This is a genomic window from Corynebacterium sp. UMB8791, from assembly GCF_054166365.1.
Genome location: NZ_JBSZCG010000186.1, coordinates 1 through 12,107 on the forward strand (window position 1 = coordinate 1; position 12,107 = coordinate 12,107).

Below are 12,107 nucleotides of genomic sequence, written 5' to 3' on the forward strand. Positions count from 1 at the left end.
ATGCTGAGAGTTACCGACCTCCGGGGGACAACCCCAACGACCGCCGAACTTCGCAGGGCACTGCCACGTGGTGGCGTTGATGTCCATGCCGTGCTTCCCGCAGTTACGCCGATCGTTGAAGAGGTTCGCGTAGGCGGTGCCGAAAAGGCACTCGAATACGGAGAGAAGTTCGACGGGATCCGTCCAGCATCCGTGCGGGTGCCGTCGGAGGTGATCAAAGAGGCCGTCGACAAGCTTGATCCTGCGCTGCGCTCCGCGCTTGAAGTCGCGATCGAGCGGATTCGCAAGGTACACGCTGAGCAGAAGCCGCAGCCACACACTACGACGCTTGCGAATGGCGCAACTGTCACCGAGACATTTATTCCTGTTTCGCGCGTGGGGCTTTATGTTCCAGGTGGAAAGGCGGTGTACCCCTCGAGCGTGCTCATGAACGTGATTCCTGCGCAGGAGGCGGGGACGGACAGCATGGTGGTCTGCACTCCTCCTCAGGAGGAGTTCGGCGGCTGGCCGCACCCAACGACGCTCGCCGCGTGCGCGCTGCTCGGCGTCGACGAAGTGTGGGCAGTCGGTGGAGCCCAGGCGATTGCATTGCTGGCGTACGGCGATGATGCCCACGGGCTGGAACCAGTTGATATGGTGACCGGACCGGGGAACATCTACGTTGCTGCCGCGAAGCGCGTAGTCAACGGCACGGTGGGCATTGACGCGGAGGCCGGCCCAAGCGAGATCGCGGTTATCGCCGATGCCAGCGCGAATGCGGAATACGTGGCGCTCGATCTGATTTCGCAGGCAGAGCACGACGAGCAAGCAGCTAGTGTGCTTATCACCGACTCAGAGGCCCTGGCGCAGGAAGTCGGCCAACTCGTTGAGCAGCGCTCGAAGGAAACGCTCAACGCTGAGCGTGCCTCTACTGCGCTGGGCGGTAAGCAATCCGGCATCATCCTGGTCGACGATATTGAGAAGGCTGTCGCAGTCGCAGACGTTTACGCAGCAGAGCACCTGGAGGTGCACACGCGCGATGCTCGCGCGGTTGCGGAGCGAGTTCGAAACGCGGGCGCAATTTTCGTCGGGCCATACTCACCGGTCCCACTCGGTGACTATGCGGCTGGCTCGAACCACGTCTTGCCGACATCCGGGACGGCGCGCTTCAACCCCGGCCTGTCCACCCTGACGTTCCTGAAGCCTGTCAATCTCATCGAGTACGACAAGGCAGCGTTGGTGGAAATTGCTGAGGACATCATGGTGCTGGCTGCGGAAGAGCAGCTTCCTGCACACGGTGAATCCATTAAGGCACGAGGAAACGGAGCTAAGTAAGTATGTCTACTGATCCTTCGACGATCGCGAAGGGCGTCACGCTCGAATCGCTACCACTTCGCGACGAGCTGCAAGGAAAGAACCCATACGGCGCCCCACAGTTGAAAGTGCCTGTCGCGCTGAACACCAACGAGAATCCGTACCCGCCCTCTGAGGCGTTGATTCAGGACCTGGTTGCCGAGGTTGAAGCAGCGGCACGGTCGCTCAACCGCTACCCAGAGCGCGACGCCGTGTTGCTTCGGGAAGACTTGGCCGCATACGTGTCGAAGCAGACGGGGGTCCAAGTCAGCAAAGACAATATTTGGGCCGCAAACGGTTCGAACGAGATTTTGCAGCAGCTGTTGCAAGCTTTCGGTGGCCCCGGACGCAGTGCCTTGGGGTTCGTGCCTAGCTACTCGATGCACCCAATCCTTGCGGCGGGCACGCAAACCGAGTTTATCCCGATTGATCGCAACGAATCTTTCGATATCGATGTGCAGCAGGCCGTGCAGGCCGTCGAAAAGCACGCGCCGGACGTCATCTTTATCACTACGCCGAACAATCCAACTGGCGGTGAGACTGTACTCGAAGACATCGAAAAGATTGTTCAGGCTGCACCTGGCATCGTGATTATTGACGAGGCGTACGCTGAGTTTTCGGATTCCCCGTCCGCAACGACGCTGCTAGCAACGTATCCAGAGAAGCTCGTTGTGTCGCGCACGATGTCGAAGGCGTTCGATTTCGCAGGCGCGCGCCTAGGGTACTTCGTTGCAGCACCGGCGTTTATCGACGCCGTCATGCTGGTTCGCTTGCCGTACCACCTCTCGGTGCTCTCCCAGGTCGCTGCACGCGTGGCGCTGAAGCACGCCGGGGACACGCTCGCGACGGTTGACAAGTTGGCGCAGGAGCGCGTGCGCGTGCAAGCAGCGCTGGAAGAGATGGGCTACAAGGTTGTGCCGAGCTCGTCGAATTTCATCTTCTTCGGCCCGTTTGGCGACGCCACTTCGACCCATGCAGCGTGGCAGCAGTTCCTCGACTGTGGCGTACTCATTCGTGACGTTGGCGTCGCAGGTCACCTGCGAGTGACGGTTGGACTTGATAGCGAAAACGATGCCTTCCTAGAGGCAGCAAGAAAGGTACTTCATGGCGAATAGGGTAGGGACCGCACACAGGAAGACGTCTGAATCCGACATCGCTGTGTCCATCAATCTCGACGGCACAGGCGTGACTGACATTGACACCGGATTGCCGTTTTTCGATCACATGCTCACCGCATTCGGGGCGCACGGTGCTTTCGATCTCACGGTGAAGGCGAAAGGCGACACGGAGATCGATGCCCACCACACGGTGGAAGACACCGCCATCACGCTCGGGTGGGCCCTGCTGGATGCGATCGGGGACAAGCGTGGCATCCGCCGCTTTGGCTCGATGCTGTTGCCGATGGACGAAACGCTCGTTGAGGCAGTTGTAGACCTGTCTGGGCGTCCGTACTTTGTGATGAACGGTGAGCCGGAGCATATGGATTGGCAGGTCATCGGCGGACACTACGCCACGGTGATAAACCGTCATTTCTTTGAGACGCTTGCGTATAACTCCCGAATGACCTTGCACGTGAATGTGCGCTATGGTCGCGATCCGCACCACATTACGGAAGCCGAATTCAAGGCTGTGGCCCGCAGTTTGCGAGCTGCAGTGGATGCAGACCCAAAGATTACGGGTGTGCCGTCGACAAAGGGTGCGTTGTAGGTGGGAGGCATTCCAGCAAGTATGGGAGTGCTTGGCCTCTTCGTGTTGGCGGGTGTGCTCGCAGGCGGAGTGTGGTCAACGTACCAGCGTGGATTGAGGGTGCCGACTGCAGTGTTAGCCTTGGCTACTGCGCTGGCGCTCGCATTCGCGATCATGGCAATGATGGAGGTTATGTAGTTTGAAGTTCTTCCCACCAACACCGCTTACTGTTGAGGAAATCAACTCGGTCTCGAGCGTTTGGAAGGCACGCGGCATGAAGCCCGTTCTGCTCGCGGTGATGGCAGCGTTCGCCGCATGGGCGGTGCTGCTGCCGGTGATTCCTACGGCGGTGCTCGATGCAGGAGGAACCGAAACGCTGGCCGGGCTTACCACCGGTGTGTTCATGCTCGCTACAGTGCTTACACAGATGGCGACACCTGCGCTGCTGCGCAAGTTCGGGTTTGGCCTGATTATGGGGCTGTCTTCTTTGCTCTTGGGTGTTCCGGCGTTCGCCTACGCGTTGGGAATGGAAGCCGGAACAGTGCTGACTGTGAGCGCGATCCGCGGTGTTGGGTTTGGCGCGCTGACGGTAGCGGAGGCAGCCGTCGTCGCTGAGTTGGTACCGCGTCGCTTGCTGGGGCGGGCGACCGGCACGCTGGGCATCATGGTGGGCTTGTCTCAGATGGTCGGCTTGCCGACGGGCCTCGCCCTGGTCAACGTCATTGGGTATAACGCGGTGTATTACATTGCAGCGGGCGTAGGCCTCATTTCGTTGGTGGCATGCATGTTCATCCCAGCTGTGCCACAAGCGGACCGCGACGAGTTGAGCGTGGCGCACGTGCACGTACCGATGTGGCGGCTTGTGTTTGTTCCGGGCATGGCCTTGATGTTCGTCACCTCAGCGTATGGCGCAATTACTAACTTCCTTCCCGCGGCGATGCGCGATCTCGATCCGGCCAAGGGAGCGGCGCTTGGCGGTGTGATGCTGGGCGTGATGAACTTCGCTTCTATGTTGTCGCGGTACGCAGCGGGTCAGGTCATGGACCGCAAGGGATACCCAGGCAGCATTCTCATTCCGTGCCAGTTCATTGCTGCAGGTGGTGTCTTTCTCATCGCGCTCATTCTGCTTCTTGATCTGCCGGTGTGGTGGATGGCGTTGGCAGCGTTGATCTACGGTGTTGGATTCGGCGCGGTACAGAACGAGGCGCTCACCTTGATGTTCTATCGCTTGCCCCGTTCGAAGAGCTCTGAGGCCTCTGCGATTTGGAATATCGCATTCGACGGAGGAACAGGTCTGGGGTCGACGATGTACGGCATGTTGCTGACAATGATGATGTTTACCCCGATGTTTGGTCTGGCGGCGGCCGTGATCCTTATTGGCGTAGTTATTACGTTGCTGGATAGGCAGCTGGGCAAGCACCGCGTCGTCGAAGTTAATAACTTGTCCGTGCGGCTGAAAAATGTTCAGCCCCCGCGCCTTTATCGGCGGAACGGGCGCTAGAATTAATCTTCATGACTGCTAACGACATGCCACAACCCCATGTTGCGCTGCTCGACTACGGGGCAGGAAATATCCGATCCGCTCAGCGTGCGCTAGAACAAGTTGGCGCGCGCGTCAGCGTTACTGCCGATCCGTCGATCGCGGTGGAGGCTGACGGCCTGTTAGTGCCGGGGGTTGGCGCGTTTGATGCATGCATGCGTGGGTTGCAGGCAATGCAAGGGGGGCGCATCATCGGACAGCGCCTTGCAGGTGGTCGTCCTGTGCTGGGTATCTGCGTTGGTATGCAAATCCTTTTTGAGCACGGAGTCGAGCATGGCATTGATACTGCTGGATTAGCAGAGTGGCCGGGGACCGTTGAAAAGCTCCAGGCTCCTGTGCTTCCACACATGGGGTGGAACACCGTCGACATAGTTGGCGGCTCGCGCATGTTCGATGGCATTAATGTAGACGAGCGCTTCTACTTCGTGCATTCGTACGGCGTTCGCGAATGGACGCTGAAAGCGGATGAGTTCATTGCGCCGCCACTTGTGCACTGGTCGGAGCACGGTGGAGATAAGTTTGTGGCTGCCGTCGAAAATGGCCCGCTCTGGGCGACGCAGTTCCACCCCGAGAAGTCTGGTGACGCAGGACTTCATCTCCTGGAAAACTGGGTGAAGACTCTGTAGCGGGCGCCGAACCTGGCTGAGTTAGATTGGATAAGATGAGCACCATGACTTTTACCTTGTTGCCTGCTGTTGATGTTGTTGAAGGTCAGGCCGTGCGGCTGGACCAGGGGGAAGCTGGGACGGAGAAGAGCTACGGGGATCCCCTGGAGGCTGCTCGTCGCTGGGAAGAGCAGGGGGCGCAGTGGCTGCACTTCGTGGATTTGGACGCCGCGTTTGGGCGTGGCTCGAACCATGAGTTGATGGCGGATATCACTGCGAAGCTGAGTATCGCTGTCGAGCTCACGGGTGGTATTCGTGACGACGCCACGTTGGAGCGGGCCCTTGCCACCGGAGCGAAGCGCGTCAATATTGGTACCGCGGCGCTACAGGATCCGGAGTGGACCTGTAAGGCAATTGAGCGCTACGGCGACAAGATCGCGATTGATATCGCGGTGCGTGAAACTGATGGTGAGTGGCGTACGAAGGGGAACGGCTGGACGTCCGACGGCGGTGATCTGTGGGAGGTTCTGGAGCGGTTCGATGCCGCTGGTTGCAGCCGTTTCGTGGTGACCGACGTGAGCAAGGACGGCACGCTAGCGGGGCCGAATGTTGCACTGTTGCGGGAGGTCGCCGCAGCGACGGATGCTCAGATTACTGCCTCGGGCGGAATCGCGACTCTCGACGACGTTGTAGAAGTGGCCCGGTATGCCGATGAAGGGATCGACTCCGTCATTATCGGCAAGGCTCTCTACGAGAAGCGCTTCACGCTGAGTGAGGCGCTGGAGGCCGTCGCAAAGGTATCGAAGGGCGAGTAAACAGCGTGCGGGATCTGCAGGCATACCGAGCTATTGCGTTAGAGGCGGTCGATGAAGCCGCCGAGCTGTTTCGAACACATATCGGTGCAGCTCCAGCGCTCTTTAAGGGCGAAGGTGACTTTGCCACGGAAGCGGATCTCGCCATTGAAACGTTGCTGAGGAAACGCTTGACGGAAGCGACCGGTATCCCCGTGTTCGGGGAGGAACACGGCGGGGACCTCAACGCTGAGGCGTGCTGGGTGCTCGATCCTGTCGACGGCACCTCGAACTATTCGTGTGGCAACCCGATGTGCGCGATCTTGGTAGCGCTCCTTATCGACGGCCAACCGGTCGTCGCGGTGACCGACATGCCTTTGCTGGGGCACCGCATGCATGCGATCTCGGGTGAGCCCGTTGTGCTTGACGGCGACCCATTGCCTGCGCTCCCACAGGGCGTTGATCCTTCGACGACGGCCGCTCAGGTAGGCGTTGCAACCGTTGGTTCGGATGATCGCGCTGCGTTTCCAGCGGAAGGCCGCTTGGCCTTCGTCGGTGAATTGGCTGCCACCTCACTGCGACCACGCATGACTGGCTCAGTGGGCGTGGACTTGGCGTTTGTGGCGTCGGGTGTGTTCCAGGCCAGCGTGAGTTTCTCCCCGCACGTGTGGGATAACGCGGCCGGTGTCTTGTTCGGTCGCTGCGCGGGCGCGACGGTGACTGACGTGTACGGGCAGCCATGGGAGATGTCGTCGATGGGGGCTGTCATTGGTACGAATGCTGCCCATGCGACTGCGCTCGCGACGGTCCAACGGTGCTTTGAAAGCCCTGATAGGCAGAGTGCTTCGCGGTAGTATGTAGTTTCCGGAACGTATTTGCGGGCTGGAGTAGCGTGGCACAAAACATGTATGGAGGGTAATTACCTTGTCTGTTGCAATCCGTGTGATTCCTTGCCTCGACGTGGACGACGGGCGGGTAGTAAAAGGCGTAAATTTTGAAAACCTGCGGGACGCTGGTGATCCCGTAGAACTTGCTCAGCGGTATGGACTGGAAGGCGCTGATGAGCTTACGTTTTTGGACGTAACTGCGTCGCGTGAGGGCCGTGGAACGATGCTTGAGGTCGTCCGTAAGACCGCAGAGCAGGTATTTATCCCGCTGACCGTTGGCGGAGGCGTTCGAAGCGTCGAAGACGTCTCTGAGTTGCTGCGTGCTGGCGCGGACAAAGTCAGTGTGAATACAGCGGCGATTCACCGGCCAGAGCTACTGCGTGAGCTCAGCGAGAAGTTTGGAGCGCAGTGCATTGTCTTGTCTGTCGACGCGCGTCGCGTGCCGAATGGTGGGCTTCCGCAGCCGTCTGGGTTTGAAGTGACCACGCACGGAGGTACGCGTTCGGCTGGTCTCGACGCGGTGGAGTGGGCTCGCACTGGACAAGACCTGGGTGTGGGGGAAATCTTGCTGAACTCGATGGACGGAGATGGGACCAAGGAAGGGTTCGATCTCGAGCTGTTGGAGAAGGTTCGAGCAGCGGTAAGCATCCCGGTGATTGCTTCCGGTGGCGCTGGCAAGGCTGCAGACTTCCCGCCAGCAGTAAAAGCGGGCGCAGACGCCGTACTTGCGGCGTCGATCTTCCACTTCGGCGAAGTGAGCATCGCGGAAGTAAAGGATGCGCTTCGGAATGAGGGCTTTGAGGTTCGCTGATGACTGAACTACGACCAGAAGATGCCGTATTGGATCCTGCAATTGCTGCTCGGCTGAAGAAGAACGACCGCGGCCTGGTTCCCGCCGTGGTGCAGGCTGCTGACACCGGTGAGGTCCTCATGATGGCCTGGATGGATGAGCGGGCGCTGGCGTACACGCTGGAAACGCGACGAGGGACGTACTTCTCTCGCTCCCGTAACGAATACTGGGTAAAAGGGCTCACCAGTGGCGCTGTGCAAGAGGTCCGCGAGGTGCGCCTCGACTGCGACGGCGACACCTTGCTGGTGAAGGTGATCCAGACGGATGGTGCCTGCCATACGGGGGACCGTACGTGCTTCGATGCAGATCTGCTGTTGGAGGATATCTAGGTGAATACGGCGAACCGCGTCGGCGCACTGCTGGTGGGCGTCGGTGGTGCGCTGGCGTGGGTGGGGTCCAGGATGGACTGGTTTACTGTCGAAGTTTTCGACGACCGCGCTGGAGCCAGTACCACTACCGTCGATGGTTCAATGTGGTCTACGGAGATCGCGGCAGTGGCGCTCATTCTGATCGTTGCAATGATTGCGATATTCGCGCTGCGGCGAGTTGGGCGTCGAATAGTAGGTGTGGTGGCCGCACTAGGCGCTGTGGGCGCCGGCGTATCGGGCTTGCGAACCTTATTAGCCGAGCCTGACTTGGAGCGTTTGCACACACTGCTGAGTGCCGGAAGCGGGGAGCAGGGAGGAGCAGCCAGTGACGGGGCGATTGCCGCGTGGGCGGAGATCACACAGGTGCAGCAGCATAGCGCTGGCATTTACCTGGTCATCTTGGGGGCGCTCCTGGGGCTTATTGGAGCGCTCACGGTTGTAATGCGGCCCGGTGTAGATTCCGCGAAGCTCAACAAGTATGAGACAGAGGCTGTGCGCCGTGAAAAGCTAGGTGAAGATCTCGAAGCTCGGCCGGACTCTGGGCGCGTGATGTGGGACGCCTTGGACTCCGGAATTGACCCTACGGATGATGAGGCACGCCGATAAATATTCGGTATACCCCCGTGAAATTTCATGAACTAAATACGCGCGGGCTACGCTGGCAACTGCAACAATAGGCTTTCACCTCGGAGTCACGCGGGAGGCGAGTATGTGTGCCACGGATGTACACAGCGATCTCTTCGCTGCAGTGCAGCGGCAGGTCGCGCGCCGTGAGTCCTTGGTGTCGTTCCAAGAGGTGAAGGATCGCTCGCGGGCAGCTGCATCTGCGCGCGACGCATACGCGGCCGTTGACTCAGACGGATGCGCAATTATTGCCCAGGTACAGTACAACCAGCACGGCGTCCGGACTACGCAGCAGCGGATTCACCGAGCGGCACTTGCCGCAGTGGAGCTTGAGATGCAGGGGGCGCAGCTGCTCGCGTGTTCGGGTGCGCTGTTTGGCCGTGAGGTCGCGAACATTGAGATGGACGCAGCGAGGGCAGCAGTGCATATACCGGTGGTGAGCTTGGATACGATTGTTGATCCATACCAAGTGCACGAGGCTCGCTGCTATGGAGCCGATGCGCTTGTGCTTCGTGCAGATATTCTTGAGCAGCCGCGACTGGAGGCGTTGCTAGATAGAGCGGAGACGCTTGGCATGTCGGCCTTCGTACAAGTCGGAGACGCTGAGGAGGCGGCACGTGCGCTTCGGGCGGGCGCATCCGTGCTGGCTGTTGTGCCGCCGAAACGTCCGTCGGGGGAGACTGATCACTTCGCGCTGGGTGAGCTTGTTGCAGGCCTTCCGAGCAAGATCCGCGTGGTGATGATGGCGGATGTGTTGACTCCGCGTGATCTGTTTAACGTCGCTGCCGCAGGAGCAGACGCCATTTTGGCGAATGCCGAAGCGGCTATTCCTTCACTTGCTACCGCCGGGCGACACCCCGCGTGCGCTTCCCGCCGATAATCAGGCACACTAGGGGGCGTGCAAACTACGATTCTGGCAAACATTCCCTCGCCACCACAGGGTGTGTGGCACATTGGCTGGTTCCCGGTGAGGGCGTACGCGCTGTGCATCATCACCGGCATTCTGCTTGCAATGTGGGTGGGCACGCGGCGCTATCGTGCGCGTGGTGGTGATCCCGACGTGATTTGGGACGCGGCGATCGTCGCTATCCCAATGGGCATTGTTGGTGGTCGGCTCTACCATGTGCTGACGGACCACGAGAAGTATTTCGGCCCCGGGAAAGATCCCTTACAAGCTCTGAACATTACTGCTGGAGGACTGGGTATTTGGGGCGCAGTCGCACTGGGCGCGGCGAGCGTGTGGTTGCTGCTGCGGTGGAAGAAGATTGCTGTTGGGCCTGTTGCGGATGCGCTGGCGCCAGGCATCGTGTTGGCCCAGGCGGTGGGGCGCCTTGGGAACTGGTTCAACCAGGAACTCTATGGTGCTGAAACTGCGGTACCGTGGGCGTTGGATATCTACTACCGCGTTGACGAGCAAGGGGCGTTCGCTCCGCTGACAGGGCGTTCTACCGGTGAGGTCATCGCGAGCGTTCACCCGACGTTCCTCTACGAGTTGGTGTGGAATCTGCTTGTGTTTGCTTTCCTGCTTTGGGCAGATAAGCACTTCAGGCTCGGACACGGCAGGGTATTTTGGCTATACGTTGCTGGCTACACGATGGGCCGATTTGCAATCGAGTTGATGCGTACTGACGCCGCAACACTAATTTTGGGGTTGCGTGTGAACACGTGGGTTTCAGGCCTGCTTTTTGTTGTTTCACTTGGGATTTTCTTCCTATTGCCACGTGGGAGAGAAGCCGAGAAGGAACTCGCTCACAACGATAATGATGATACGAATCGTGATTCGGGGTAGGGTGGTATCCGAAGTGGAAGATAGGCCACACGATACGGCAGTGGAGAATTCACACACTATCTGGCCTTGAAACCACCGGTAATTGTTGAATCGCTACTAGGTTGGATCTCGTGGATAGAAGAACAAAGATCGTATGTACGCTCGGCCCTGCTGTGGCCAGCAAAGAAGCAATCCTCGGACTTGTGCGCGACGGCATGGATGTCGCCCGCCTCAACTTCTCCCACGGCGACTATCCGGACCACGAGCAGAACTACCGCTGGGTCCGCGAAGCCACCGATGAAACGGGACACGCAGTTGGCATCCTCGCCGACCTTCAGGGTCCGAAAATCCGTCTTGGGCGCTTTGAAGAAGGCGCGACCGTCTGGGAGACGGGCGAAACGGTCCGCATCACAGTCGATGACGTGCCAGGCACGCACGACCGAGTCTCGACGACTTACAAGAACCTCGCCAAGGACGCGAAGCCGGGCGACCGCCTGCTCGTCGACGACGGCAAGGTCGGTCTGGTCTGTGTCGAAGTCGACGGCAACGACGTTGTCTGCCGCGTGACCGAAGGTGGCCCTGTTTCCAACAACAAGGGTGTTTCCCTGCCGGGGATGGACATCTCCGTCCCGGCGTTGTCCGAGAAGGACAAGGCGGACCTGCGGTTCGCACTCAAGATGGGTGTCGACGTCGTCGCGCTGTCCTTCGTGCGCTCGCCGGCAGATGTTGACCTGGTTCATGAGATCATGGACGAAGTTGGCCGTCGTGTCCCAGTCATCGCGAAGCTGGAGAAGCCAGAAGCAGTCGACGCCCTGGAGTCAATCATCCTGGCATTCGACGCCGTGATGGTTGCCCGTGGCGACCTCGGCGTTGAGATTCCGCTTGAGCTTGTTCCAGGTGTGCAGAAGCGCGTCATCCAGATCGCTCGTGAAAACGCGAAGCCGGTCATCGTCGCTACGCAGATGCTGGATTCGATGATTGATAACTCGCGTCCGACGCGTGCTGAGGCTTCCGACGTTGCGAACGCCGTGCTCGACGGTGCAGACGCCGTCATGCTCTCCGGTGAGACCTCCGTTGGCGTTGACCCGCACAACGTGGTCCGCACGATGAGCCGCATTGTCCGCTCCGCTGAGGCTATGGACAAGGTGCCGCCTCTGAACCACATCCCGCGTACCCGCCGTGGTGTGATCTCCTACTCGGCGAACGATGTGGCAAACCGTCTGCATGCACGCGCAATCGTGGCGTTCACCGCGACCGGCGATACCGCTCGACGCGTTGCGCGCCTGCGCCCAGACCTGCCGCTGCTCGTGTTTACTCCGAAGCAGGAGGTTCGCTCGCAGCTCGCACTGACCTGGGGCGTGGAGACCTTCCTGTGCCCGCCGGTGCACAGCACGGATGACATGATCGCCACCGTTGACAAGTACCTGCTGGCGATGGATGAGTACCAGGAGAATGACACCATGGTGATGGTTGCAGGTACCCCTCCAGGAGTTGCAGGCTCGACCAACACGGTCCACGTCCACCAGTTGGGCGAGGAGGCTTACTGGTCGAAGAAGAAGGAAGAGGAACAAGACTAAGTTCCAAATCGGAGAACACCCCGGGCAGCTGCTCCGGGGTGTTTTTCATCTCGGCTTGTAGCTCGCTAAATACATGGGG

General features: G+C 59.6%; 14 protein-coding genes. All 14 read left to right on the forward strand.

Annotated features, from left to right (window positions below):
• The 14 genes from hisD (at nt 1) to pyk (ending at nt 12,028) form a co-directional block, all read left to right on the forward strand.
• Entirely contained in the window at nt 1-1,314 is a 1,314-nt protein-coding gene (gene hisD / locus ACXIUA_RS11705) for a histidinol dehydrogenase (RefSeq protein ID WP_252930773.1), read from the forward strand.
• A 2-nt stretch (nt 1,315-1,316) separates the two neighbouring features.
• Nucleotides 1,317-2,447 carry a histidinol-phosphate transaminase gene (locus ACXIUA_RS11710; RefSeq protein WP_457976924.1) on the forward strand — a complete coding sequence of 377 codons (1,131 nt, stop codon included), beginning with the start codon at nt 1,317-1,319 and terminating at the stop codon, nt 2,445-2,447.
• Entirely contained in the window at nt 2,437-3,039 is a 603-nt protein-coding gene (gene hisB, locus ACXIUA_RS11715; protein WP_070362250.1) for an imidazoleglycerol-phosphate dehydratase HisB, read from the forward strand. Before ACXIUA_RS11710 ends, hisB begins: the two co-directional genes overlap by 11 nt.
• Nucleotides 3,040-3,216 (forward strand): hypothetical protein, encoded by a 177-nt coding sequence (locus ACXIUA_RS11720; protein ID WP_168156151.1) that lies wholly within the window; start codon nt 3,040-3,042, stop codon nt 3,214-3,216.
• Between the two features lie 76 nt (nt 3,217-3,292).
• Entirely contained in the window at nt 3,293-4,519 is a 1,227-nt protein-coding gene (locus tag ACXIUA_RS11725) for an MFS transporter (protein WP_083290931.1), read from the forward strand.
• An 11-nt stretch (nt 4,520-4,530) separates the two neighbouring features.
• The gene (gene hisH / locus ACXIUA_RS11730) at nt 4,531-5,184 is read left to right on the forward strand and encodes an imidazole glycerol phosphate synthase subunit HisH (protein ID WP_143000865.1); all 654 of its coding nucleotides are present in this window, start codon (nt 4,531-4,533) and stop codon (nt 5,182-5,184) included.
• 44 nt (nt 5,185-5,228) lie between these two features.
• On the forward strand, nt 5,229-5,978 hold the full coding sequence (priA, locus tag ACXIUA_RS11735) for a bifunctional 1-(5-phosphoribosyl)-5-((5-phosphoribosylamino)methylideneamino)imidazole-4-carboxamide isomerase/phosphoribosylanthranilate isomerase PriA (RefSeq protein WP_457976942.1): 750 nt from the start codon (nt 5,229-5,231) through the stop codon (nt 5,976-5,978).
• A 5-nt stretch (nt 5,979-5,983) separates the two neighbouring features.
• On the forward strand, nt 5,984-6,808 hold the full coding sequence (locus ACXIUA_RS11740; protein ID WP_071572489.1) for an inositol monophosphatase family protein: 825 nt from the start codon (nt 5,984-5,986) through the stop codon (nt 6,806-6,808).
• Nucleotides 6,809-6,878: 70 nt separating this feature from the next.
• Complete coding sequence (hisF, locus tag ACXIUA_RS11745; RefSeq protein ID WP_070478840.1) at nt 6,879-7,652, forward strand: imidazole glycerol phosphate synthase subunit HisF; 774 nt, start codon at nt 6,879-6,881, stop codon at nt 7,650-7,652.
• Entirely contained in the window at nt 7,652-8,020 is a 369-nt protein-coding gene (gene hisI / locus ACXIUA_RS11750; RefSeq protein ID WP_070362254.1) for a phosphoribosyl-AMP cyclohydrolase, read from the forward strand. The genes hisF and hisI overlap by 1 nt, the downstream gene beginning before the upstream one ends.
• The gene (locus tag ACXIUA_RS11755; protein WP_070362255.1) at nt 8,021-8,665 is read left to right on the forward strand and encodes a TIGR02234 family membrane protein; all 645 of its coding nucleotides are present in this window, start codon (nt 8,021-8,023) and stop codon (nt 8,663-8,665) included.
• Nucleotides 8,666-8,768: 103 nt separating this feature from the next.
• Entirely contained in the window at nt 8,769-9,563 is a 795-nt protein-coding gene (locus ACXIUA_RS11760) for a hypothetical protein (protein WP_070362256.1), read from the forward strand.
• A gap of 18 nt (nt 9,564-9,581) precedes the next feature.
• Nucleotides 9,582-10,472, forward strand: a complete 891-nt coding sequence (gene lgt, locus ACXIUA_RS11765) for a prolipoprotein diacylglyceryl transferase (protein ID WP_284804492.1) — start codon at nt 9,582-9,584, stop codon at nt 10,470-10,472.
• Between the two features lie 110 nt (nt 10,473-10,582).
• Nucleotides 10,583-12,028 carry a pyruvate kinase gene (pyk, locus tag ACXIUA_RS11770; RefSeq protein WP_070478976.1) on the forward strand — a complete coding sequence of 482 codons (1,446 nt, stop codon included), beginning with the start codon at nt 10,583-10,585 and terminating at the stop codon, nt 12,026-12,028.
• The last annotated feature ends 79 nt before the right edge of the window (nt 12,029-12,107 follow it).